The following is a 26,051-nucleotide window of genomic DNA, read 5'->3' on the forward strand; positions in this document are numbered from 1 at the left end:
TAAAGGCAAAATTAAAAATGAGCCCGGTGCAATACCGGACTCATTTGGATCAAGCTGCCTAATGAAATAACCGTGTCTAACTTTTAGGGGTCACTTCATTTACTTGTGCTCTTTTTTATTTACTTCAAACAACATATTTCTAAATAGTGTATTCAAACTCTCAATATCAATCCCTAATCCCTTTTCAATCCCTTTCACGTATTGCTGATAATAATCAATTTGTTCTTCTAAAAATTGATTTAACACCTGAATTTTCAATCCAACATCTAATTCCGTACCCGCTTTTTTCTTTATTAACAACTTCTCAATCTCATTCAATACACTACGTTCTATAGATAGTTCTGTAATCAATCGATTAAATTCTACTGGAGGTAATGTCCCTTTCTCTTCTAGCCACTGACAAGCTAAAATAGGACGTAATACATAAAAGTACTTTTTCAACTTTACATTCTCGCCTTGCAAAAATTCACGATAATTTTTTGAAGCCATATGTAAGTAATGATATATCGTTGCTTTTGGATCAAAATTCTTTTCACTCATTTGCTGAAGCTGCTCTGGAAAGTTAGAGTTTTTCGAATAAAAAATTGGTGATCGAATCCACTCAAGTAAAGCTGGATTTGACTTCGCAAACAGTTGTAGTGCCTTTTTAATATCCCAGCCACTTATATCTAAGTCATCACTAATTGGATATTCAATTACATCACGTTTATCATGAATTGATAAATACCATTCTACCGGATGTATATAAACAAACCTAACATCATAATCGCTATCTTTCGATGGAAATCCCCAAGCACGACTCCCCGATTCCACTGCAAATAAAATTTTCACATCATTCTCTTCTTCAATTCTTTCTAACTCTAATTCAATTTTTTCTCTCATTTCATACCATCCCCATTTTTTGATTATTTCCTTGGAAATTCGACAAATATACTATTAATTTTACTACACACTAAAATAACTGTCAGAATTTTTCTGACAGTTTAACAAAGACTATTTTTTCTTTTCAATTACAGTAGCGGTAATTCGTTCAAACTCTTTTTGAATTTCCTCTTTATATGCATCCACTTTTGAAAAATCCATAGCAGCAATATAAATTCGTTCTAATTTATCACGAACTGATTTTGCTTTTGCTAAGAAAGACATCGCCTCATTCATTTTTGCTTTATATTGAATGGAAACGTCACGAATTTCTGTAGCATACTTCTCATCCGTCCCCGGTTTAACAATAAGAGCATACATATCTATAATCTCATCACCCACGCGACTTGGAAAATATTCATGTGGTGCGGTACTATCAAAAATTGCAAACCCTAATTCTCTTACAATAACCATATCAAGACTATTCGGGTCAAATCCGCAATGATATACTTCAACGTCAAAACCTTTTTCTTCTGCTGCCTTCGATAACTTTTTGAGCATTGTTGATTTTCCAGAGCCCGGGCGTCCTTTTATAAAATAACGATGTGGCAATCCTTCTGTTAAATTAGGAACAAAATCAACTGCTCCTTTCGGTGTAGCAGCTCCTAAAAAACGATGTTTCACAATCGATTGTTGTCCCTTTTTATCTGCAAATAATTTCTGAATTAGCTGATCTGTTAGTTCATTTGCTTTATTAAAATCAATGTTATTAATATATATTTTCTCCCACTCATCATGTATAATTAGCGCCTCGTGAAAACAAGCGTAAGCAGTTTGAAAAGCTTTGCTTGCTTCTGAAACAAATCGTTCAATTTCCACCTTCTGCTTTCTTAATTTATCTGAGTCCCAAGCAACCCCTAAATTGATATACTCCTCAACAACTCCTGGCATTTTTGGCTCGATAACATGCGGAGATGTTCCATCAACAATTCCTACTTTTAGCTTCGGGATAATTACACCATCAACCGATTTATTATCGGAAGAACAATGCAAAAGCTCAATATCATATCCTTTTTCAACCCATTCACGACCTATTGCCTTAATTAAAGAAGATTTTCCCGTTCCTGGACCACCCTTTAAAATAAACAACCTATCTAGCCCTTTTAAATTCTCTTCGTATAAATTATGAAATCCTCTAGCTGTATTACCACCAGCATAATAATTTAACACATTCCCTGTCACTGCACTCACTCCTTCGCAACAGTCTACTTACATAAGCTACAATATGCGAGCAACTTTATTTGGGTGAACACCTAATTTGTATTGCGTGAAAAAAGGAAATGAATTACAATTTAAATATCATGAATATTCCGAATTCTGAAACTGAATAAACCTTTATCAAGAGAGGCAGAGGGACCGGCCCTTTGAAGCCCAGCAACCTCAGTTTATAAGAACTGAATAGGTGCTAATTCCTGCAAAATGCATTGCATTTTGGAAGATAAAACGCAACTAGTATGTAAAGCCCATCTTTCTTGATCATGAAAGATGGGCTTTTTATTATTTGAAAAACATATATTGGAGGTATTTAAAATGAAAGTAATTGATCTATCACAAACGTTTGAAAATAATATGTCTCAATTTCCCGGAACACCAACAATCCAACTAGAAACCATTACAAGCGTTGAAGAAACGGGATATCAAGTTACAGATTTCCATTCGGTCGTTCATGTCGGTACACATTGCGACGCTCCTGCGCATTTTATTTCTGGTGCAACAACGATTGATCAATTGCCCCTTGATCAGTTTGTAGGTGAAGCAGTTCTCATCGATGTCACTCATGTTCAAGAGAGAAAACTCCCTAAAGAAGTATTGCATAATGCCGACATAAAAAAAGACGATATTGTCATTTTCCATTCTAATCTATCTAATAAATGGAATACAGAAGCTTATGAGAAAGAAGCATTTTATCTTTCCGAAGAATTAGCTGAAGAACTAGTTGAATTAAAAGTAAAATCAGTCGGTTTAGATTTTATTTCTCCCGATGAGGTAACGACAGAAACATCACCCATTCATCACATACTGTTAGGCAATAATATTTTCTTAATTGAAAACTTAACAAATCTAGATGCTATTAAAGCGAAACGTTTCTTTTTCTCAGCAGCACCTTTAAAAATTAAAAATAGTGACGGTGCTTTCGCAAGGGCATTCGCTGTTATTTTTTAAAATATGGACTACAAAAAAGCAAAGATCATCACTGACCTTTGCTTCTATATTTTTTATTTACATTAAGGAAAAATTGTTCCAACCGGGGACGTATCCAAGCTAAATAATCTTTCTCTTTCTTCTTTGTACAAGCTATCTCTTCCCCATCTACCATTCCAACAAGTTCTAGCTCTAACAGTTGCCTCGTGAATGCTAGTATATTTACTTCTTCTGCTGGATACTCTTCTTTTAATTTCTCCTCAATTTCTCCCAATAAAAAACCGTCACGCATCATTGCCAATGCATCAATCCAAATTGGCGGCATTTCATATTTTTCTCCTGTAATTGTATCTTTTACAATATAATTCTTTTGCTCTTTTCGAAATTGAATCGTGTGTAAGCATACAGTCGAATTTAATGTTAATTCCATCAATACCACCTCTTTCATCATATCTGCATAGAAAAAAGGATGCGCGGGCACCCCTTCTTTTCTTTTCATAACACTACCGAACCGTTACATGAGTAACCAATCTCATGTCGATATTTTCCTCCATTATAAACGAAGTATTTTATAAAAAAAACCCTTCTTGAAACATTTTATAAAATGTTTATATTTACACAACAAGAACACTTTTCTGAAAAATCTTTTCTCCCAATACATTAAAAGGTCGGCAAAAAAATTTCTACTTTCGTTCCTACTCCTACACTACTTTGGATCGTGATACTCCCTTGATGTTCCTTAATAATTTTATATGTAATCATTAACCCAAGTCCTGTACCAGTCTCCTTTGTTGTGTAAAACGCCTTGCCGATTTTTTCTAACTTCTCATTCTCTATACCAAATCCTTGGTCTTCAACAGAAATACACAAATGTCCTTGCGTTTTTTGATATGCACGAATATGGATTTCTCCACCCTCTGGCATTGATTCTATTCCATTTTTAATGATATTTAATAACACTTGTTTTAATTGCTTGTCATCACCGTTTATAGCCGGTAAATTCCCATCTACTTGTAAATGACATTTAACTCTATATTGCGTTGCATAACTTTCCATTAGATGCACAACATATAGAAGGATGTCTCGTATATTACACCTTTCATAATTTGTTGGCTTTGGTTTTCCTAACAACATCAATTCACTAACAAATCCATTGACTCTTTCAATTTCTTGTAGCATAATGTCGTAGCTCATCGTATCAGTTGGATTTCTTTCTTTTTGCATTTGCGTAAACCCCTTCAAAGCCGTTAATGGATTTCGGATTTCATGCGCAATTGTTGTAGACATAGTCCCAATTACAGCTAAATTTTCCGTCTCTTTCATATTGTTCATCATTTCAACAACCGTTCTTACATAAGATTGAAATCGTTTCAACAAAGAATGTGAAATAATGAAATAGAATACACATAAGACAAGCGGAATCACAACTTTTAGATCTTGTAGTATCAATGTAAAAAGTACGTACTTTCCAATTACACTAAAGGAAACTAAATAAAAATATTTTCTGTTCACGAAAACCGGTGCAAATAAAATTAATAACATTTCTACCATACTACCATGTTCAAAAGCTCTATCCGTTCGCAAATAAATCATTAAATTATTTATAAGATTGATAAACATGTAGCCAAATAAAAATAAATATTTTATAGAATATACATAACCTCTTTTTTGAAGATACATTGAAATAGGGAATAATGCTATTACAAATATATATACGCCTATCCCAAGGCTTCCTTCTGGCCACCCTACCGTTGTTCCATTAATATTCATAGCAGGATATACAAAATAATATATAGCGTCATATAAAAAGAATATAATATAGAATAATAATATAAATACCTTTAAAGCTTTTCTTTCTTCATAAATCAAGCTCTTGTATTTGTTCATATAAAAACTCCCCTTGATCGATACGAAAAAAAATCCCCACCGTTATCTCCTTAAATTATAAATATGAAATTGCTTTCAGGGCAATACGTAACCTTATAATACTAAAAAGGAAGGAGACTTCTCCTTCCTTTCTAGTCACAACTTATATCCATCTTACCCTATCATGTAGCAGTCCATCCGTAATATCATTATGCCCTATTACAAAATCCTTCATATATAAATTTAAATATTCACCGTACTTACTTTCTGTATTTAATAATAATTCCTCGACATAATAAGCACCTTGTCCAAAGTGATCTAAAAGTAAACTACACAAACCTGCATAAATTCCGCACCCTACTTGGAAGTAAGTTGCATTCGTTTTATATTTATGAAAAACTTGGCTACTATTCATTACGTTATACATATACGTCTCGCCATTTTCATAAACGAGTAATACACCTACTAGATCCTCTCCTGCAACCTCTTCTTCCGCTGGATTGAATACTTTACGATTCCAGTTCCATAAATCTTCTACCTTATCTAAGTTCTGTCTAATTACATTTGTTGTATACTCATTAATGCGGTAAAGAAAACCAACTTCCATGTTGAAATTTTTCCCTAAAATTAAAACTTCCTCATGTGGCATTAAGCAACCATAAAACTCTCTTTCTCCTAACTTCACTTTATACTCTGAAGCATATACATCCTCATAAAAATAAAGAGGACGATGATGACTCATATACATCGGATAACTCCATATCGCTTCGTCTAGAAATCGCTCTACTGCCCATGACGTATAAAGTGTATACGGCTTTATAAGTGCCGTATCATTCAAAAACGACGTATCATGTTCTACAATATAGCATGCTTGTGGCTGTTCATTCGGCCGTTCTTTCATAAGTTCAACAACCATCCATTGAACAACACCTGGATTCATACCTGAACCTATAATCGCTTTTGTATTTGTAAATTTTTCTTTCTCCTTCTCAAACCTCGTATATCGTTCCGTAAGCTGAAATCCAAGTAAACTATCGTCCTGATCTACTGCCTCATTTTCCAAAGCTGAATTAATATAAAAGATTCCAAGTTCATTACAACAGCTCAGTACCCTGATCGTATCTGCACCCGAAACATCAATAACAACACTCGTACTTTTTTCTGTTAAATGCTGTTTAAATTTCACTACATCTTGAAGGTCTATTTCATATAATGACAAATGACCTTTCAAATTTGGAAACAACTCATCATAATAAGCCCTATCTTTTTGTTTTATATCAACCAAATGAAATGTAACATTCTTTATCACTTCATAAATTGGATCTTTTTCATTTGCTATCGCTTGATTTAAAATTGCTAAAACTGCCTTCGCTGCTCCACCAGCACTACCAAGTAATGTAATCGATAACGAATTTGGAAACGGCTCCACAAATAAAACCCCTTTAGTAAATTAGTTGAGCAGTTCTTCCTCAAAAAATAAATTGAATACATCAAAAGGTGGCTCGTACATATTTTTTATAATTTAGCACAAGATTGCCTCTTCAAAAATCATACTAACATAATTTATATTCAATTCATTTTTCCCCTCATATCCAAATCGAACTAAACAAACAGGCCCGACCTTTCCTTCTGCATATAAAAGAAAAAGCCAGCCCTTTCAACTAGCCTACGGACAATGGACAGATTTTACATGTTGAATATTCACATACATTTTTGCATCACGCGCTTTTAATATTTCAATATGTCCTTCATCGATCTTCGCCATTTTTCCAATTTTATTGGATTCCTCACCTAAATCGAACACCATAATCTTTCCATACATTTTAATAAGTTGCTCCTCAAACGTTCGGGCTAACGTAATATTTAATGGATTTACGGGGAGTTCATTTTTATTGAGGGAATAAGGCACTTGGTTTTCTTTATACGGAATTAACCATTTTAAGTGCTTTAAAGATATATATACAGTTTTATAGACTGGACTATAAAAAACAATATAATCGTTCATTACACTTGTAACATATCCATGTATTGGAGCATTACCTGCTACATAAATTTCTGTGAAAATCCCTTTAGATGTGCTTAGTACTTTCCTCAAAGAAATTGAAGGAGATTCCCTTTTAATTACAGAATCTACATCAGGTTTTAATATTTCTTCATCATATGGTCTTAAAAACTTATAATATTGGATATGATATAAAGATATATATACGTAGTCTTGTCCATTGTAAAGAACAACAATATCATTTCCTACATCGATTAATACGCCTTTAAATCTCTTTTCACCAATTAATTTAACATATATATTTTCTCCAATACTTTTGTGTAACTCATTCATCTATATCCTCCTTCCTATGAAATTACAATTTCCCTTTCTTTTATTCTAAAAATAATCAGGGGCAATGTTCTGTTTTTTAATAGTAAGAAACCCTTTTTCATATATCCAAAAATAATTACAGAGAAATATGAAATCATTCTTCATTTTCAATCATAATGCCCCTTTTATTTATTAAACATTATTCTTCTTCATTCTTTTTGTTTTTAACTATTTGACTCACACTCTTAATATGGGAATTAATCACATAAATAACCTCATCACCATTAACTAGTGTAATATTCCCATCATGTATATCACTTAATAAACCTTCCACACACTCAGGTCCACCACGATTAATCTTTATCCATTTATACTTCAAGTCATTTAATGCATCTAAAAAAGTATCTTCTTCCGCATAAAAACATGAACCACATTCTCCTTGTGCCTCTTTCACTTTTCTAACTAGACTCTTCACATGTTTCAGCTGATAATACACTAATTCTCCATGAGGTAATTGTAGTGTAAGGTAATCTTTTCCTAACAATGACAGTACACCTACTCGACTTTCCGGTCCACGAAGATTTACTTTTACATTCTCACCAACTAAACCTTTGATTTGATCACAGCATAATACACTCTCCAATTTTGTACCCTCCTTTCTTATTATCTTCCTCTACTTGATTGTCTTTGTGCACGAGCGCGACCTGAATTATTGCTGTTTTCATTACTTTTCTCATCGCTACTCTCATCACTACTCTCTCCACTTACTGGTGCATTATAATTAACACTCTTAATATGAGATAGTGCAATTAATACAACTTCTTCTTTAATAATCAATGTTACATAACCGCCAGAAACATCTTGTAAAATACCTTCAATTTTCTCTGGTCCACCACGGTTAATTTTCACCCAGCGGTATTTGAAGCTTTGAAGTAGCGTTTCAAAGTCTTCTGCAATGTCTTCTTCCACCCATTCTAAATCACCTACTCCACCATCTTTCGTATTTTGAGTAATGCTTTTCAGATGGCGAAGCTGGTAGTAATGGCTCTCTCCTTTTTCATTCTCTAATCCGAAGTAGTCCGCACCTAATGATACTATTGTTCCTTTTTGAGATTCTGGTCCACCTCTGTTCACTCTTACATAAGATCCAATTAAGTCTTTCAAAAAATCCCAATGAAATAAACTCACGAGAAAACCCCTTCCATTAATTTATAAGCTTTTGCACTGATAGTATATGTATCTGTACAGGTTACGTTCTCTATGTTTGTCCTAGCTCGAAAAAAATATGCTTTTAACATGGTAGACTACTACCTATCAAAATTCTAAGAAATCCTGAGGGCTCCTTAGGATTTTGATGTCTTTAGATAAAAAAATCCCGTATGAAGATACATTTCTGCATATCTTCATACGGGATTTCCTAAAGTTTAGTCTTCGTCTTTAACGTCCATATCTTCTGGAATTGGTTCGTTTAATATTTCTTCCACTAATTGTTTATATTTCTCCATTTGTTCTAAATGCGTGTTGAATTGTTCTTTATTTAATAAATATTGCTCTCCATCGAATAGCGCACGAACTTTCTTTTGCTGAATTAGCTCTTCAATATACGATTTTGGTAAATTCAAATACTCCGCAGCTTCTTCTATTGTTATATACAATGCGTTCATTCCTTTATTGTTTTTTCATATATACTGTATCTTACTTTATTTTTGTAAACAAATAAAAAAGATTTTGTAAATGCAGTTTAAAAAGCAGGTAGAACCATTCCATATATTGTATAATAATATAGTAAGTATTTTTTTAAATATAGAATGGTATCACCCATTTACACAAAGGAGAGTTAACATATGGCTACTCGTCACATCATTACAATGTTAGAAAAAACATTACAAGTTGAAACAGAAAATACAACTTCTCATTTAACTACATCTTTATCTGATCGTATTCTTTCTCAAGGCGTAGCAATACACGAAAACAATTGTTATCATACAATTGGTGAATGGTACAAAAATCATTTCTTATTCCAACAAGATGATTTTCTATGGGCTAAATATGCTTTCTACGACGCATATTGTGAAGCGATAAAAAAACAAGGGCATCTTACAAAACGCGTTCGTCAAATATTAGAATCATTGGCTCGAAAACATGGAAAACAATACATTGCTTCTATACTAAATATGCCATTTCCTAATGAACGAGCAAAAGGAACAGCGTAAACAAAACATAGATTCATTGTTTTCTAGACTGATTTACAAATAAAATGTTCATGTCATATGAACTGATGAAACCGGTGTCATAATAATGATTGAAAATATAGTAAACAGGAAAACCCCCATTTACATCTCTCGTCTATTTGAATAGAGAAGTAAATGGGGGTATACTTGTACCTTTATCCGGCTATTTTTGGGTAGTAAAAGCCCGATTGGTGAAGGTTAATAATCAGTGCAGGATAGCCCCCACTGATTAAAGTTTCACTTTATTATTTCATCATTTGCTTTATCAATTCTCGATTTCGTTTTTTAAATATTTCATTATGCGAAGAAACCATTCCGTACTCACTTGCATCTGGCCGAATAAATTGTTTCGCTTTATTCACAGCATTTCCAGCATCTTGGAATGCTCCCGCAATTAAATGCAATTTCCCATCATGTTTCAAAATATCTCCCGCAGCATATAATCCATCTACAGAAGACTCACTATTTGCATTACCTGCAATATAAAAATTATCTATAATCGCAACGTCCAACTCACTATTTTCTAATAATGTAATGTCACGTTCATATCCATGATTAATAATAACTTCATCAATAGGTAAATGAGAAACTTCACCTGTCTCATGATTCGTTAATTCTACATATTCAATCGCTTCATGATTATCACCAGCAATTAATTTTGTAATCGATGTATTCAGAAAACACTCCGCTGAGCTGTTCATTAGTTGTTTTACTTGTGCTTCATGACCAGATAATTCTTCTTTTCTATATGTTACATACACTTTTTTCGCGATTGGTTCTAATTCGTTCGCCCAATCAACGGCAGAATTTCCTCCACCAGAAATAATGATCGTTTTATCTTTGAAACGCATTAAAGATTTAACTGTATAATTTAAATTCGATACTTCAAATCTCTCCGCACCTTCAATCGATAACTTTTGCGGTTTCAATATACCGCTTCCAGTTGCGACGATAATTGTTTTTGAAAAATGTTCTTCGCCAGTACTTGTTTTTAACGTAAAAGTTCCATCTTCATTACGAATAATTGATTCTACTTTTGTATTTAATACAACTTCCGGTTTAAATGTTAGCCCTTGCTGTACAAGTTGTTCAATTAATTTATCACCTGTAACTGGCAATAGCCCTCCTACATCCCAAATCATCTTCTCCGGATAAACATGTATTTTTCCACCTAACTGTGGTTGAAATTCTATTATTTTCGTTTTCATCTCTCTAAGTCCACTATAAAAAGCTGAATAAAGCCCTGCAGGTCCTCCGCCTATTACAGTTACATCAAACAATTCTTCTCGATTCATTCGTGCTCACTCCTCAGCTACTAATCATTGATTATCATTCTCAATAAAATATAACCTGTTTCCGCAAAATTTACAATCAAAATTACTATTGACAATACACCCATATAAAATTATATTATTTAAAGAATCAATAGTGATAATCATTATCAACTTGTTAATAATTAGCAAATTTGGGATTACATCTTCTTTCATTAATATGGTTAATACTATATTGTAAAATCTCACATTCAAGATTTTTAATAAATATTTTGCATTACCACTACTCTTTCAAAAAGATTGCAGTTAAACAAATTATTGTATACACATACATCTATGTTAAAGGAGAAAGACGATGAAAAAGTTATTTATTTCACTAACAGTTCTTTTCGTTCTTGTTATGAGTGCTTGTAGCAACGGCTCTACAGACAAAAAGAACGATGCAAAAGGTAGTAAATCAGAAACAATTACATACCAATCTGAAAATGGTAAAGTAGAAGTTCCTGCAAATCCAAAACGCGTTGTTGTTTTATCAGCATTCGCTGGTAACGTAATGTCATTAGGAGTAAATGTTGTTGGGGTAGATTCATGGTCTAAACAAAACCCACGTTTTGATAGTAAACTTAAAGATGCTGCTGAAGTATCAGATGAAAATGTTGAAAAAATCGCTGAACTAAACCCTGATTTAATCATTGGTTTATCAAATATTAAAAATGTCGATAAGTTAAAGAAAATTGCTCCTACTGTAACATACACTTACGGAAAAGTTGATTACTTAACACAACATTTAGAAATCGGTAAGTTATTAAACAAAGAAAAAGAAGCAAAAACTTGGATTGATGATTTCAAGAAACGTGCACAAGAAGCTGGTAAAGAAATTAAAGCAAAAATTGGTGAAGATGCAACAGTATCTGTTGTTGAAAACTTCAATAAACAGCTTTATGTATACGGCGAGAACTGGGGCCGCGGAACAGAAATTCTGTACCAAGAAATGAAATTAAAAATGCCTGAAAAAGTAAAAGAAAAAGCTTTAAAAGAAGGTTACTACACATTATCTACTGAGGTATTACCTGAGTTTGCTGGTGATTACTTAATCGTAAGTAAAAACAAAGATACTGATAACTCCTTCCAAGAGACAGAATCATACAAAAACATTCCAGCAGTAAAAAATAATCGCGTATACGAAGCAAACATGATGGAATTCTATTTCAATGATCCACTTACATTAGATTTCCAACTAGACTTCTTCAAGAAAAACTTTCTTGGTAAATAATACAAACATGAGGAATTCTTAATTTAAGAATTCCTCTTCCTTTATTCTATGAACAGAAAAGATGTGAAACGAATGACAAAAGATCATGACAATCCACGTTCTATAGCTTTTACATACAAACTAATTTTGAGCATAATTGCATTCTTTCTAATTTTTATGGTTGCAATGGTATTAGGGGCTGCAGATACTTCTATAAAAGACGTATGGTTAGCACTCACTTCCTCGGCTCAAGGAGACAAAATATCTATTATTCGTGAAATACGTTTACCACGTGAAGTTGCTGCTATTTTTGTAGGGGCTGGACTAGCCGTTTCTGGGGCAATTATGCAAGGATTAACACGAAACCCCCTTGCAGACCCTGGCTTACTTGGGCTAACGGGTGGCGCAAATGCTGCACTTGCACTAACACTTGCTTTCAACCCTTCCATAAGCTATCTGTACTTAACATTAGCTTGCTTTATCGGGGCTGCGGTAGGGGCAATTATGGTATTTGGAATTGGTATGGTGAAAAAAGGCGGACTTTCTCCTCTTCGAATTGTATTAGCAGGTGCTGCAGTTTCAGCATTTCTACTCGCAATTTCAGAAGGAGTCGGCATTTACTTCAAAATTTCACAAGATGTATCACTTTGGACTGCTGGAGGGGTGATTGGAACTACTTGGAGTCAATTGAAAATTATTATTCCAGTCATTTCAATAAGTATCTTTATCGCTATCTTATTTGCAAGAAAATTGACAGTCCTTAGTTTCAGTGAAGAAGTTGCTGTTGGACTCGGTCAAAAAATCATTGTTATTAAAACAATTTTGTTTATCATTATTATCTTACTTGCTGGTGCTTCTGTGGCGCTTGTTGGAAATATGGCATTTATCGGTTTAATGATACCTCATATGGTGCGTCCTATTGTTGGTCCAGATTACCGATTTATTATTCCGATGTCAGCAATTGCTGGTGCTTCCTTTATGTTACTTGCAGACACAATCGGACGTACAATTAATGCTCCGTATGAAACACCCGTTGCTGCTATCGTCGCAATTGTAGGATTACCATTCTTCCTATTTATTGTTCGTAAAGGAGGAAAAACATTCTCATGATGCCATCTATTTTAAGAAAACAACGTCTTATTATACTCGCATTACTTATACTAACTATTACAACCATTGTAATTGGAATGGGACTCGGTTCAGCATCTTTATCTTATGATCGACTACTCCCAACGCTAATGGGACAAGGTTCATTTAAAGAAGAATTCGTTTTATATTCTTTAAGACTACCTAGAATTATCATTACAGTATTAGCTGGTATGGCACTCGCTTTATCAGGTGCTATCCTTCAAGGCATTACACGTAACGATTTAGCTGAACCTGGTATTCTCGGGATTAACTCTGGTGCTGGTGTTGCTGTTTCTATTTTCTTTTTATACTTTCCAATAGATGTAGGTTCATTTCTTTATTTACTACCAGTCGTTGGATTTATCGGGGCTTTTCTTACAGCTGTTTTAATTTACGTATTTTCATATAGTCAATCAACAGGGCTTCAGCCAATACGATTAACATTAACCGGTATCGGTTTTTCATTTGCACTATCTGGAGCAATGATTGTCCTTATTTCATCTGCTGATCGTATGAAAGTCGACTTTATCGCCAAATGGATTGCCGGAAACATTTGGGGAGATGATTGGATCTTCATTTTCGCAATGCTCCCATGGTTAATCGTATTAATTCCATTTGTTTTCTATAAAGCAAATCGATTAAACATTTTAGCATTAAACGAACCAGTCGCAATCGGCGTTGGAATTGAAATTGAAAAAGAACGCAGATACTTATTAATTGCAGCCGTTGCACTTGCAGCTGCAGCAGTTTCCGTAACAGGAGGAATTAGCTTTATCGGGCTGATGGCTCCTCATATCGCAAAATCTTTAGTAGGCCCAAGACATCAAATCTTCATGCCTATCGCCCTTTTAATCGGCGGATGGCTATTACTATTAGCAGACACAATCGGACGAAACATCGTTGAACCTAACGGTATTCCGGCAGGTATTGTCGTTGCTTTAATTGGTGCTCCTTACTTTATGTATTTATTGCTTAAGAAAGCATAAAAAACACCCTCAAGAGTGCAATCTTGAGGGTGTTTTCGTTTCATTCTACCGCTGCCCATATCCTTCAAACTTCTTCGCTAAATTCTCCATCTCATCTTCTGGCAATAACTTCGGTTCTCCGACGCTTTTCGTTTGATAATAAATTTGCGCACAAAATTCAATTTCTTCCGCAACAGTAAATGCCATTTTTATATTATTTGCACCTGCAATTAAACCGTGGTTCGCAAGTAATACTGCACGGCGATTAATCATGCCTTCAAAAGCAGCCTCTGCTAATTGCTTCGTACCAAATGTTTCATACGGTGCACAGCGTACATTCGGGCCTGCGAAAGCAATTAAATATGAAACAGCAGGAAGCTCCCACCCTAATGATGCAATCGTCTTCGCATAAGGTGAATGTGTATGCACGAGCGCATTTATATCTTCACGATTCCTATAATAAATAAGATGCATATCTAGTTCACTTGACGGTTTTCTCTCACCTTCTACTACTTCACCATCTAAGTTTAATATAACTACATCCACGGGCGTTGTTTCATAATAATCTAAACCACTTGGGCTAATTGCAACTAGGCCTTGTTCACGATTGAAAATACTAATATTTCCGCCGGTCCCCTTTGTTAAACCGCTAGAAATCATTTTCCTTCCGTACGCTACAATTTCTTCTCTTTCTTTTTGTAATAACATATACATCCCCCTAAGTATGAAGCTTATGATGACTGACTATATACCTATTTACTAAAATAGATTTTTTAAATTCTCCGTAAACGGTGCCTTTACAATCCCTTTTTCCGTAATAATTGCTGTTATATTTGCATGTGGCGTAACATCAAATGCTGGATTGTATACTTTACTTCCTTTCGGAGCTGAATATTGTCCGAAACGATTGATTACTTCAGAAGCATCTCTTTCTTCGATCGGAATTTCGTTTCCTGTCGGTGTGTTTAAATCAATTGTCGGTGTTGGTGCTGCTACATAAAACGGAATGTTATAGTATTTAGCTAAAATAGATACTCCTAATGTTCCAATTTTATTTGCTACATCACCATTTGCTGCCACACGGTCACATCCAACGATTACTGCATCAATCTTCCCTTGTGACATGACCATAGCTGCCATATTATCGGTAATGACTGTTACATCAATTCCCGCTCGCTGTAGTTCTAATGCTGTTAACGTTGAACCTTGTAATCTAGGTCGTGTTTCATCAGAGTAGATTTTAAGGTCCCATCCTTTTTCTTTCGCTAAATACATTGGAGCTGTCGCAGTACCATACTTAGTCGTTGCTAACGCACCTGCATTACAATGAGTTAATAATCCCATGCCATCATGGAATAATGTTAATGCATGTTCTCCAATTTGACGGTTAATTTCTTCATCTTCTCTATGAATCTCTTTTGCCTCTTCTAACAATCTATCTTTCAACCGTGCAATCGATAAGTGAACATTATCTATCGCTACACTTTCCATTCTTTCCAGCGCCCAAAATAAATTTACTGCCGTCGGTCTTGATGTTGCTAAATATGCACATACCTTTTTTACTTCTTCAATACATCCTTCTACCGTACTTTCAGCAAATTCCTTTACCCCTAAATACACACCATACGCTGCTGAAACCCCAATTGCTGGTGCACCTCGCACTTTCATGACTTGAATTGCATCCCACACACTTTCAGCTGTTTTGAAAGATTCATAGACAACTTCGTTCGGTAATAACGTTTGATCTAATAAAACTAAAGCATCATCTTTCCATTGAATTGGTATTAATTGCTCTTTCATCATTTTCTCTCCTTACTTCGCGCTATGAATGGACTGTTTTTTTAACGTTTCTACAAAACTCGTACCTGTTTTATATTGATTCGCTCGTAAAATAAACTTCTTCGCTACTTGAAGACAAATTCGCTCCGCTCTAGCACGTGCTTCATCATTCTCAATACAAGTAATATCCTTTACTTTCGCTAATCCAACAATACGACGAATTAACTCAAGACCCGTCACTGCAGCTGTATCCTCTAACACAGATTGTAAATATACGCCATTAAAGCCTTCTTCCTTCGCCATAATTTCTGTCACATGAATATCCCAAGCAACTAAAAACTTCTTCTTAAATAAATCAATTACCTCTACCATCGTCGTTTTTAGCCAATCCATATACGTATCTTTTTCAGCTCCAGGTAACATCGTTGCATCTGCATTCACCCAAGCAAATATTAAATTCGCCATTACATTCCCAATGTCATATCCCATAGGTCCATAAAAAGCAAACTCAGGATCAATAACTTTTGTAGAATCAATTTTTACGAAAACAGAACCAGTATGTAAATCACCGTGAAGCAACGCCTGCGCATTCGTCATAAAAGAAAACTTAAGTTTCGCTACTTCCATACGAAGCTCTTTATCACTATAAATATGCTCTCTAATCCATCCTTCATTTAACTGAAATAACTCATTACGTTTATTATGATTTGTAAATGGTTCAGAGTATACGAGGTCCTCTGTAATCTCACATAACTCTGGATTTATATAATTCTTCATAAGTTCCTTCTTCTCTTTATGATTCATTACAACATCTGATGTTAATAGAAGAGTATTTACCATAAAAGTAGTTAAATCTTCAGCAAGCCTCGGAAATATTTGATGATTTATAAGTGCTGTACGTAATATTGTGTGATCTGATAAGTCCTCCATCACGCAACAATTCATCACACTATCAAACAAATATACTTTTGGAACAAGCCCAGGTGCTAACTCCTCCTCTAACTGCAAAACATCTGATTCTATACGAATACGATTCGTCGACAACTTAAACTCATCTGAAATACGTGCTGTATTCCCGGCCTGCTTTACGATGACAGACATGGTCTCTTTTTCATCCCAAACGCGGAACACATAATTTAAATTACCATCACCTATTTCTTTACACTGTAACCCCTTTGCATGTTCAAACTTAGATATTTTCTCTTTCACATATGCAATTACATCTTTATCTTCCATTAAAAAATACTTTGTGAACTTAGACATGGTTTCTCCTCCCACACTAATTGTAAGCGTTTTCTAAAGGCTATAAAAAAATAATAGGTTGAATGTTTTTCATCCTATATTATATATTCTTCTTTTTGAAAGATATATCTAGATTTTATTATATCTTGTTAGCCCTTTGAGTCAATGTTTCTAATTATCATTGCAATATACTTCCTAATTATATATTTGAGCGGACAAAAATTGTTCAAAAAGATTCCGATTCATTTTATTTTATTTATCGCACAATTCTTTGTAAAATAGAAATAAGCAGTTCCTTTTCAAATCTACAACTTCTAAGAAATATCTCCTTCCTAAGAATTTATACTTACACCATGTCTCTAACATACACACTACTCTTTCAAACACTCATTGAAAATTTATGACATGAAAATTACCTTTTCATTCCCTAATAACCTTAATTGAGAATAAATATTAATTAAATTGGTATAAAGTTGGTTTATTCTCTTGACAAAATAACCACTTCTATATGATAATTAATATCGAATTAGAATTATTATAGTTAATTAAAAAATATATTTTATGAGCAAACTATTTTTTGATGCTCAAAACCAACATTTAGGAGGAAATTTAATATGTTATTAATCGGCACAGAAGTAAAACCGTTTAAAGCTAATGCTTACCATAATGGAGAATTTATCCAAGTTACTGACGAAAGTTTAAAAGGAAAATGGAGTGTAGTTTGTTTCTACCCAGCTGACTTCACATTCGTTTGCCCAACTGAACTTGAAGACTTACAAAACCAATATGCAACTCTAAAAGACTTAGGCGTTGAAGTATACTCTGTATCTACAGACACTCACTTCACTCACAAAGCATGGCATGATAGCTCAGAAACTATCGGCAAAATCGAATACATTATGATTGGTGACCCAACTCGCACAATCACTACAAACTTCAACGTTTTAATGGAAGAAGAAGGTCTTGCTGCTCGTGGTACATTCATCATCGATCCAGACGGCGTTATCCAATCTATGGAAATCAACGCTGACGGTATCGGCCGTGATGCAAGCATTCTTGTTAACAAAATTAAAGCAGCTCAATACGTACGTAACAACCCAGGTGAAGTTTGCCCAGCTAAATGGCAAGAGGGTTCTGCAACACTTAAACCAAGCCTTGACCTTGTAGGCAAAATCTAAGGAGTTCGATCAAAATGATACTAGATGCAGATATAAAAACACAACTATCCCAATACCTTCAGTTAATGGAGAACGATATTTTACTTAAAGTTAGCTCAGGAGACGATAATGTATCTAAAGATATGTTATCTCTAGTAGATGAATTAGCTACTATGTCATCAAAGATTACAGTAGAAAAAGTTGAACTAGAGAGAACACCAAGCTTTAGTGTAAATCGCCCTGATGAAGACACTGGTGTAGTATTCGCTGGTATTCCATTAGGACACGAATTTACTTCATTAGTGTTAGCTTTACTACAAGTTAGTGGACGTGCTCCAAAAGTTGAACAAAAATTAATCGATCAAATTAAAAACATTCAAGGCGAATATCATTTTGAATCTTATATCAGCCTAAGTTGTCATAACTGTCCTGATGTTGTACAAGCTCTTAACGTAATGAGCGTTCTTAACTCTGGTATTACACATACTATGATTGATGGCGCTGCATTCAAAGAGGAAGTAGAAAGCAAAGACATCATGGCAGTACCAACAGTTTTCCTAAATGGCGAATCTTTCGGAAGCGGTCGTATGACACTTGAAGAAATTTTAGCTAAAATGGGTAACGGTCCAGATGCATCAGAGCTTTCTGATAAAGATCCATACGATGTTCTTGTTGTTGGTGGCGGCCCAGCTGGTGCAAGTGCAGCAATTTATGCAGCACGTAAAGGCATCCGCACTGGTATCGTTGCTGAGCGCTTCGGTGGTCAAGTAATGGATACTATGGGTATTGAGAACTTCATCAGCGTAAAACGCACTGAAGGTCCTAAGCTAGTAGCAAGCCTTGAAGAGCACGTAAAAGAATACGACATCGATGTAATGAATCTACAACGTGCGAAACGTTTAGAGAAAAAAGAACTTATTGAAGTGGAACTTGAAAACGGCGCTATTCTGAAAAGTAAGAGCGTAATCGTTTCTACAGGTGCTCGCTGGCGTAATGTTGGCGTACCAGGTGAAGCTGAGTTCAAAAATAAAGGTGTAGCATACTGCCCACACTGTGACGGTCCATTATTCATCGGAAAAGATGTAGCAGTTATTGGCGGAGGTAACTCTGGTATTGAAGCAGCTATCGACTTAGCAGGTATTGTTAAGCACGTAACTGTTCTTGAATTCATGCCAGAATTAAAAGCTGATGCTGTATTACAAGAGCGTCTTAACAGCTTACCAAACGTAACTGTTCTGAAAAACGTTCAAACGAAAGAAATCACTGGTACTGACAAAGTAAACGGTATTTCTTACATCGATCGTGAAACTGAAGAAGTTCATCACGTTGAATTACAAGGTGTATTCGTTCAAATCGGTCTTGTGCCAAACACAGACTGGTTAGGCGAAACAGTTGAACGCGCTCGCGGTGAAATCGTAACAGACAAGCACGGCGCTACAAACGTACCAGGAGTGTTTGCTGCAGGTGACTGTACAAATAATCCGTACAAACAAATCATCATCTCTATGGGTTCAGGTGCAAACGCTGCTTTAGGCGCATTTGATTACTTAATCCGTAACTAATAAAAAAGCAGGTGCCTTAGCATCTGCTTTTTTATTATCCTAACGTATACACTAAAAACCTCTCATTCCCATTCTTCTCATAAGCACCTGGCAATCTAACTTCTTTCTTTAGCTCAAACGCAGTCTGATTTTCTAAGAAGAAAATATAGTCCTCAGAAGGATAATATAAAATAATATCCACTTCTCTCCCCGTTTCTTCTACTGAAAGCAAAATGTTATTGACTACATTCATAAACACTTGCACAGAAAACGGATTAAAGAAATAAAACCTATTATCATGTGGATCAATCTCATATTCCTGCGCTAAACAACATTGGAATTGAATTTTCCCCTTACTGTTTCGTGCCTTTCGTGCATAACGATCTCTATTATCCATCGCTTCTTTATAAAACTCTTCATTCATTTCAATTCCAACTGCTGAAGCACCACATTTATGATGCATATAAAAGTTTAATCGCCCTTTTCCGCACCCAAAGTCTACAATTCGGTCGCTACTTCGTATTTCATATTGATTCAATAACTCATCTAACCCGCTATACGGCGTCGGTTCATAGCGGTGATAATGCATAGACTTGTTAAACCCTTTTTGCTCACCGACTGTTTTTATATGTAAAACTGCATCGTAATATTGTTCGTTCATTCGTTTTCTCCTATTAAAAAATGGTACTTATTATTATACACCATGTACTGGAGGCTCATTTTTCATCAAATTAATAGGTCCGTGAAATTATACCAACGATTTTCTTAATATATCTATCGTAACTTCAAATATATCAACGATTTTCTCAATATATCTATCGTAACTTCAAATATATCAACGATTTTCTCAATATATCTATCATAACTCAAAATATATCAACGGTTTTTCAAATATATCGATTTACCGACAATTCACGATAAAAAAACAGGAGCTCTCTAGCCCCTGTCTTCTAACACTTTCAATACAGTTTGCTTCAATATTTCTACCCCATCCATAATACAACTATGATCAAACCTCATATACGGATGGTGTAATCCAGGTTGTAGATCTGCTCCTAGTCCAAGCATGACAGCTTTTAAATGTGGTCTCTTCACTGTGTAGTAATGGAAGTCATCGCTTCCTGTCGTATAAAGCGGCCCTGTGCATTGCTCTTCTCCATACACTTCGAGAATGCCTTTACGCATGTAACGCTCCGCTTCTTCTGACACCTCTGCTCCTGGAGCAAGATCAATCCATTCGTATGAAGTTTTCGATCCCATTGATGCGGCTGATTCTATTACATGCTCTATCTTTTTCTTTAATTCTTCTAATAATGTATTATTCTCCGCTCTTACATCTAAGCTAAAATGGCCGTTACCTGGAATGATATTTAGATTATCTCCACCAGCTTGGCACCGCGTCATCTTCACTGAATATGAACTTTGTGGCGGCAACCATATATTTTTCAAACCGATATTAATCATGGAAATGACATCAATTGCATTCACACCTTGGTGTGGTCTTGCCCCATGTGCATCCTCCCCATGAATCATACCCTCTAGAAATCTTGCTGCTCCGTGACGAATAGATGGGGCTGCTTGTTTCAAAGATAATTCTTCGATTGGTCGTAAATGGACACCGAATAAGAAATCAGCATCATCTACAGCACCTTTCTCTACCATCTTTAAAGCACCATTTCCCTTCTCTTCTGCCGGTTGAAAAATAAATCTAACCGTTCCACTATCCCATCTCATATTTTTCAATTGTAAAATAAGCCCCATTACAATCGTCATATGAGCATCATGACCACACGAATGATTCGCTTTAAATTCTCCATCTACTTCTTGCCAAAGTGCATCCATATCAGCACGAATCGCAATAACCGGGGTCCTATTCCCAATCTCAGCGATTACGCCTGGGCAATCATCAAATGTTTTATATGAAATTCCTTCTTCTTTTAAAAAGTTAGTAATATAAGCTGTCGTTTCATACTCTTTCCAACTTACTTCAGGGTTTTCATGTAAATGCTGAAAAATTTCCGTTAAACGCTCTTGTAGTTCTAATGTTTTCAAAGCTCCATTCTCCTTCCCAAATTATAAACCATTCAGGTTAATTATACTTATGAAAAACAGATGTTTTTATGAACATATTGAATTTTAAGAAAAAAGTCAATTGTTTATTTTTAAACTTTTTAAAAGCTTACTCTGTATCTATATTACAAATTGAATAAACAACTAGAACATTCCTTATTTTCTGTTTTTTGTTGACGCTTACATATATTTTTAGTTATCATAACCTAATAACCGTCTATTTTACGACAATTCTAAAAAATACAAACAAACATACGTAACAAGGAGGAAATTTATGAAAAAAGAAATACCTTTTGGAATAGCGATTATCCCTATTATCATTACCGTTGCAGTTATGATGGTTACAATTGTTGTATTAAAACAAAGCCCTCACGTTCCACTTATTATCGGTACGACCGTTGCTTCTATCGTCGCTTGGCGTTACGGTTACAAATGGAATGATCTTGAAGAAGCAATGTATAAAGGAATTCGTCTTGCATTACCCGCTATCGTCATTATTATTCTTGTTGGCTTAACAATCGGTGCTTGGATTGGCGGTGGAATCGTCGCAACAATGATTTATTACGGTTTAAAACTTTTAACTCCATCACTATTTTTAGTATCCATTACCATTATCTGTTCTATCGTTGCATTAGCGATTGGTAGCTCTTGGTCTACAATGGGAACAATTGGTGTTGCCGGAATGGGCATTGGTCTAAGTATGGGTATTCCAGCTCCAATGGTTGCTGGTGCCATTATTTCAGGCTCTTATTTTGGCGATAAAATGTCACCGCTTTCAGACACAACAAACTTAGCCGCAGGATTAACAAATACAGATTTATTCGCACATATTCGTCATATGTTATTTACTACAATTCCAGGTTTAATTATTACTCTTATCGTCTATGCTTTCTTAGGAAGAAGCTTCGGTGATAACAATATTGATGCGCAAAGCATCGATCAAACATTACAAGTCTTACAACAAAACTTTGTTATTTCACCTTTCCTATTAATCATACCCGTAGCCGTTATGGTATTGGTCGCTAAAAAGGTTCCTGCCATACCAGCCATTCTCGTCGGTATTATTTTAGGATTCTTATCTCAAGTCTTTATTCAAGGTGGTTCTGTCTCAGCATCTGTCGGTGCACTCCAAGCTGGATTTGCTATAGACACTGGAAACAAGCTAGTAGACGAACTATTTAACCGCGGTGGCTTAGATTCGATGATGAATACAGTCTCTATGACAATTGTCGCTATGACTTTCGGAGGAGTATTAGAACATACAGGTATTCTTCGCTCAATTGTAAATCAAATTTTAAAGTTAGCAAAATCAGCAAAAGGGCTTATCGCTTCTACTATCGCATCTTGTTTTGCAACAAACCTTACTTGCTCTGAACAATATATTTCAATTGTTGTTCCTTCAAGAATGTACGCAAATGCATACACAGAAAAAGGACTACATTCAAAAAATTTATCCAGAGCATTAGAAGATGGCGGAACATTAACTTCTGTCTTCGTTCCTTGGAATACGTGCGGTGTATTTATTCTCGCTACACTTGGCGTAGGTGCATTTGAATATGCCCCTTATGCTATTTTGAATTTCATCGTACCTATTATCTCAATCATTTATGGTATAACAGGCTTCACAATTGTAAAACTATCAGACATTGAAAAAGCAGAACTACTAAAGAAACAAAAAGCGCAACTAGAAGCTTAGAAATAGCGGTAAATTCAGTTCATATAGTGCGCGAGGTCGCCCTTGTTGATAGGGCATTTCCTCGCCGCAAATATGAGCATACCCGTAATCAACTAATTTTTTTAACAATCTTTCTGTCGATCGCCGGGTCACTTGTAAGTACTCAGAAAGGTCAGCTGCTGTAAACTTCAATGACGGATGCGATTGACTAAATTGAATGATTTTTGACAAGTTAGCCGGACTAAGCTTCGTTTCCTTCGCTATTTTCATTAGTTCCGGATTATCATTTTTCAAACTTTGTACTCTCTGTTCTTTCGGGAACGGACCAAATAAATCTTTATCACTTGTTAGTATATAAAAACAACGATCTATTGGATTATTCTTTGCAAAACTTTGAGCAATTTTTGCATTTTGCTCCGCCTCTTTCACGGTTTTTCCATAACCAAATCCAATAGCTATCGTTCCTTCTACGCTCGCAAACAAGTTATGTATCGCATTTGTTTTAATAATCGATTCGATATCACCACGAGTTGTATACAAAATGCATGTCATTTCATCCACTTGTTTAAATGAACCACGTAGTTCTTTTGAAATGACATCTAGTTTTTCAAGCAAACTCGTTCGTAATTCTAAGGAAGAAATAATACAAGCACCAACAGTAGCTGAATAGCTTTTTGCTAACTCAGCTTTTATTTTTGCATCTTTTAGCCCATGTATAATGGGCTGTGTTGGATCAATCATACGCTCTGAAGGAACACCTATTTTTTGAAGCTCATCGTAAACAGCGTGAATACTAGTTAAAGCTAAATGAGCCTCTCCAGATTGATATTTAGCTACATGAAAATCAATGACTCTATTTATTTCCTCTTTACTCCACAACATATTTTCATAATCCAACACTTGTGGCTTTTCTTTTATACCGATATCGCGGCATACATTTGTAATAAACGAACGGTCTACTAAATCGATTGAAATTTTATGCGGTTGAATACCTTGATGATACATGACAGAAAGAAGTGAAGATGCAACCGTTGTCTCATCTTGCTGTAAGTACGTACTTGGAATTCGTAATTGTTCTCTTATTTCTTTTGCCATATAATAAGGTAAAGCACCTGAGAAAAAGATAACATCACAAGGCTTTAGACACTTTAATAGTTCAGAAGATTCCGCCGGATGAAGGTAAATATATGGATCAATTTCTATTCCCTCTAATTTTTGAGCAATAGGAAAAAGGTTCTCCATAAACTCCTTTGAACCGACAACTGCAATTTTTATCATCATTTTCTCTAACTCCTTATTATTAATTAACGACTATTTAACGTCAACTATATCAAATGTATAAAACTATTGTAAACAGGAAGGGGTTTCTATTCAATGAAAATTACAGCTATTCACCTTTACGCAATTCGTTTACCACTTCGCAATCCGTTTGTTATTAGTTATGGTTCTTATTCTGATATGCCTTCTATTATCGTCAAAATGGAAACAGACGAAGACATTATCGGTTACGGTGAAGGCGTTGCTGATGATCACGTCACAGGTGAATCATGGGAAAGTACTTTCCATACTTTAAAACATACGCTAGCTCCTGTTCTAATCGGGAAAAATCCAATGAATATTGAAAGAATACACGACATAATGGACAATACCATTTACGGTGTGCCGACAGCAAAAGCTGCGATTGATATTGCTTGCTTTGATATAATGGGCACAAAACTAAAACAACCTGTATATCAATTAATTGGCGGGCGCTACCATGAAGAATTTCCTATCACTCACGTTTTAAGCATTGCTCCTCCAGAAGATATGGCGGAAGAAGCTGCTTCCATGATTCAGAAAGGTTATCAATCTTTCAAAATGAAAGTCGGTACGAATGTAAAAGAAGATGTAAAAAGAATTGAAGCTGTGCGTGAACGTGTAGGAAATGACATCGCCATTCGTGTTGATGTGAACCAAGGCTGGAAAAATAGCGCAAATACATTAACTGCACTTCGTTCATTAGAACATTTAAATATCGACTGGATTGAACAACCTGTTGTAGCGGATGATATTGACGCAATGGCTCATATTCGTTCGAAAACAGACCTTCCGCTTATGATTGATGAGGGATTAAAAAGTTCTCGTGAAATGCGCCAAATTATTAAATTAGACGCAGCTGATAAAGTAAATATAAAACTAATGAAATGCGGCGGCATATATCCCGCAGTAAAGCTCGCTCATCAAGCAGAAATGGCCGGCATTGAATGCCAAGTGGGATCAATGGTCGAATCATCCGTTGCCTCTTCCGCAGGATTCCACGTCGCTTTCTCAAAAAAAATCATTACAAGTGTTGAACTTACAGGTCCGTTAAAATTCACGAAAGATATCGGAAACCTACATTACGACGTACCATTCATTCGCTTAAAAGAAAAGCCGGGACTAGGCATTGAAATAAACGAAGATACATTACAAGAACTAACCGTCTTTCAAGACGTTGTACGCTAAAGGAGGACTAACG

At 35.2% G+C, this 26,051-nt stretch carries 25 protein-coding genes and 1 riboswitch; of the genes, 9 read left to right on the plus strand and 16 right to left on the minus strand.

Annotated elements, in window-relative coordinates; all coding sequences use genetic code 11:
* Positions 1 to 99: 99 nt before the first annotated feature.
* A complete protein-coding gene (locus DPQ31_RS01640) occupies positions 100 to 882 on the minus strand; it encodes a nucleotidyltransferase domain-containing protein (RefSeq protein ID WP_001208227.1) in 783 nt (260 codons plus the stop codon).
* Positions 883 to 993: 111 nt separating this feature from the next.
* Positions 994 to 2,103: a PRK06851 family protein gene (locus DPQ31_RS01645; protein WP_208731482.1), complete on the minus strand. Its 1,110-nt coding sequence runs from the start codon at positions 2,101 to 2,103 to the stop codon at positions 994 to 996.
* A 150-nt stretch (positions 2,104 to 2,253) separates the two neighbouring features.
* Positions 2,254 to 2,366, plus strand: a riboswitch (SAM riboswitch).
* 85 nt (positions 2,367 to 2,451) lie between these two features.
* On the opposite strand from DPQ31_RS01645, the gene DPQ31_RS01650 reads away from it, so the two are divergent.
* Entirely contained in the window at positions 2,452 to 3,084 is a 633-nt protein-coding gene (locus tag DPQ31_RS01650; RefSeq protein WP_000862992.1) for a cyclase family protein, read from the plus strand.
* 28 nt (positions 3,085 to 3,112) lie between these two features.
* Here DPQ31_RS01650 and DPQ31_RS01655 read toward each other — a convergent pair whose 3' ends face one another.
* The 7 genes from DPQ31_RS01655 to DPQ31_RS01685 form a co-directional block, all read right to left on the minus strand.
* The gene (locus DPQ31_RS01655; protein WP_208731483.1) at positions 3,113 to 3,493 is read right to left on the minus strand and encodes a hypothetical protein; all 381 of its coding nucleotides are present in this window, start codon (positions 3,491 to 3,493) and stop codon (positions 3,113 to 3,115) included.
* A 230-nt stretch (positions 3,494 to 3,723) separates the two neighbouring features.
* Positions 3,724 to 4,950 (minus strand): ATP-binding protein, encoded by a 1,227-nt coding sequence (locus DPQ31_RS01660; protein WP_208731484.1) that lies wholly within the window; start codon positions 4,948 to 4,950, stop codon positions 3,724 to 3,726.
* Between the two features lie 142 nt (positions 4,951 to 5,092).
* Positions 5,093 to 6,358, minus strand: a complete 1,266-nt coding sequence (locus DPQ31_RS01665; protein ID WP_098711269.1) for an S-adenosylmethionine decarboxylase related protein — start codon at positions 6,356 to 6,358, stop codon at positions 5,093 to 5,095.
* A 237-nt stretch (positions 6,359 to 6,595) separates the two neighbouring features.
* Entirely contained in the window at positions 6,596 to 7,264 is a 669-nt protein-coding gene (locus tag DPQ31_RS01670) for an LSm family protein (protein WP_001003899.1), read from the minus strand.
* A 178-nt stretch (positions 7,265 to 7,442) separates the two neighbouring features.
* Complete coding sequence (locus DPQ31_RS01675) at positions 7,443 to 7,886, minus strand: spore coat protein (protein WP_087969159.1); 444 nt, start codon at positions 7,884 to 7,886, stop codon at positions 7,443 to 7,445.
* 20 nt (positions 7,887 to 7,906) lie between these two features.
* A complete protein-coding gene (locus DPQ31_RS01680; RefSeq protein ID WP_000051642.1) occupies positions 7,907 to 8,431 on the minus strand; it encodes an LSm family protein in 525 nt (174 codons plus the stop codon).
* A gap of 236 nt (positions 8,432 to 8,667) precedes the next feature.
* The gene (locus DPQ31_RS01685) at positions 8,668 to 8,907 is read right to left on the minus strand and encodes a helix-turn-helix domain-containing protein (RefSeq protein WP_002037874.1); all 240 of its coding nucleotides are present in this window, start codon (positions 8,905 to 8,907) and stop codon (positions 8,668 to 8,670) included.
* Positions 8,908 to 9,087: 180 nt separating this feature from the next.
* On the opposite strand from DPQ31_RS01685, the gene DPQ31_RS01690 reads away from it, so the two are divergent.
* Entirely contained in the window at positions 9,088 to 9,456 is a 369-nt protein-coding gene (locus DPQ31_RS01690) for a hypothetical protein (protein WP_000235486.1), read from the plus strand.
* Between the two features lie 263 nt (positions 9,457 to 9,719).
* On the opposite strand, the gene DPQ31_RS01695 is transcribed toward DPQ31_RS01690, so the two are convergent.
* Positions 9,720 to 10,769 carry an NAD(P)/FAD-dependent oxidoreductase gene (locus tag DPQ31_RS01695; protein WP_208731485.1) on the minus strand — a complete coding sequence of 350 codons (1,050 nt, stop codon included), beginning with the start codon at positions 10,767 to 10,769 and terminating at the stop codon, positions 9,720 to 9,722.
* 331 nt (positions 10,770 to 11,100) lie between these two features.
* On the opposite strand from DPQ31_RS01695, the gene DPQ31_RS01700 reads away from it, so the two are divergent.
* Genes DPQ31_RS01700 through DPQ31_RS01710 form a run of 3 tightly spaced genes read left to right on the plus strand, consistent with a single transcriptional unit; the run spans position 11,101 to position 14,111 of the window.
* Positions 11,101 to 12,018 carry an iron-hydroxamate ABC transporter substrate-binding protein gene (locus tag DPQ31_RS01700; protein WP_208731486.1) on the plus strand — a complete coding sequence of 306 codons (918 nt, stop codon included), beginning with the start codon at positions 11,101 to 11,103 and terminating at the stop codon, positions 12,016 to 12,018.
* Between the two features lie 48 nt (positions 12,019 to 12,066).
* Entirely contained in the window at positions 12,067 to 13,107 is a 1,041-nt protein-coding gene (locus DPQ31_RS01705) for a FecCD family ABC transporter permease (RefSeq protein WP_002105669.1), read from the plus strand.
* Positions 13,104 to 14,111, plus strand: coding sequence for a FecCD family ABC transporter permease (locus DPQ31_RS01710; protein ID WP_000982878.1), 1,008 nt, complete (start codon positions 13,104 to 13,106; stop codon positions 14,109 to 14,111). The genes DPQ31_RS01705 and DPQ31_RS01710 overlap by 4 nt, the downstream gene beginning before the upstream one ends.
* A 45-nt stretch (positions 14,112 to 14,156) precedes the next feature.
* Here the strand turns inward: DPQ31_RS01710 and DPQ31_RS01715 are convergent, their stop codons facing one another.
* From DPQ31_RS01715 to mtnK, 3 genes are read right to left on the minus strand one after another with little or no spacing between them, the layout of a single operon-like run.
* Entirely contained in the window at positions 14,157 to 14,798 is a 642-nt protein-coding gene (locus DPQ31_RS01715) for an L-fuculose-phosphate aldolase (protein ID WP_000926573.1), read from the minus strand.
* A gap of 51 nt (positions 14,799 to 14,849) precedes the next feature.
* Positions 14,850 to 15,893 carry an S-methyl-5-thioribose-1-phosphate isomerase gene (gene mtnA, locus DPQ31_RS01720; protein WP_002042550.1) on the minus strand — a complete coding sequence of 348 codons (1,044 nt, stop codon included), beginning with the start codon at positions 15,891 to 15,893 and terminating at the stop codon, positions 14,850 to 14,852.
* Between the two features lie 9 nt (positions 15,894 to 15,902).
* Complete coding sequence (gene mtnK, locus DPQ31_RS01725; RefSeq protein ID WP_097959751.1) at positions 15,903 to 17,132, minus strand: S-methyl-5-thioribose kinase; 1,230 nt, start codon at positions 17,130 to 17,132, stop codon at positions 15,903 to 15,905.
* A gap of 593 nt (positions 17,133 to 17,725) precedes the next feature.
* On the opposite strand from mtnK, the gene ahpC reads away from it, so the two are divergent.
* Positions 17,726 to 18,289: an alkyl hydroperoxide reductase subunit C gene (gene ahpC, locus DPQ31_RS01730; RefSeq protein WP_000924420.1), complete on the plus strand. Its 564-nt coding sequence runs from the start codon at positions 17,726 to 17,728 to the stop codon at positions 18,287 to 18,289.
* Between the two features lie 14 nt (positions 18,290 to 18,303).
* Entirely contained in the window at positions 18,304 to 19,830 is a 1,527-nt protein-coding gene (gene ahpF, locus DPQ31_RS01735) for an alkyl hydroperoxide reductase subunit F (protein ID WP_000599520.1), read from the plus strand.
* Positions 19,831 to 19,864: 34 nt separating this feature from the next.
* On the opposite strand, the gene DPQ31_RS01740 is transcribed toward ahpF, so the two are convergent.
* Both DPQ31_RS01740 and DPQ31_RS01745 read right to left on the minus strand, forming a co-directional pair.
* Entirely contained in the window at positions 19,865 to 20,470 is a 606-nt protein-coding gene (locus DPQ31_RS01740; protein ID WP_001005626.1) for an SAM-dependent methyltransferase, read from the minus strand.
* 275 nt (positions 20,471 to 20,745) lie between these two features.
* Positions 20,746 to 21,861 (minus strand): M20 peptidase aminoacylase family protein, encoded by a 1,116-nt coding sequence (locus DPQ31_RS01745; RefSeq protein WP_199634474.1) that lies wholly within the window; start codon positions 21,859 to 21,861, stop codon positions 20,746 to 20,748.
* 292 nt (positions 21,862 to 22,153) lie between these two features.
* Here DPQ31_RS01745 and nhaC point away from each other — a divergent pair, with 292 nt between their 5' ends.
* On the plus strand, positions 22,154 to 23,575 hold the full coding sequence (gene nhaC, locus DPQ31_RS01750; protein ID WP_097959752.1) for a Na+/H+ antiporter NhaC: 1,422 nt from the start codon (positions 22,154 to 22,156) through the stop codon (positions 23,573 to 23,575).
* Here the strand turns inward: nhaC and DPQ31_RS01755 are convergent.
* Positions 23,564 to 24,835, minus strand: coding sequence for a transcriptional regulator (locus DPQ31_RS01755; protein WP_208731487.1), 1,272 nt, complete (start codon positions 24,833 to 24,835; stop codon positions 23,564 to 23,566). The two genes, nhaC and DPQ31_RS01755, sit on opposite strands and share 12 nt — an antisense overlap.
* Positions 24,836 to 24,928: 93 nt before the next feature.
* On the opposite strand from DPQ31_RS01755, the gene DPQ31_RS01760 reads away from it, so the two are divergent.
* Complete coding sequence (locus tag DPQ31_RS01760) at positions 24,929 to 26,038, plus strand: mandelate racemase/muconate lactonizing enzyme family protein (RefSeq protein WP_208731488.1); 1,110 nt, start codon at positions 24,929 to 24,931, stop codon at positions 26,036 to 26,038.
* Positions 26,039 to 26,051 lie beyond the last annotated feature (13 nt).

It is taken from the genome of Bacillus sp. COPE52, from assembly GCF_003355115.1.
GTDB lineage: Bacteria > Bacillota > Bacilli > Bacillales > Bacillaceae_G > Bacillus_A > Bacillus_A toyonensis.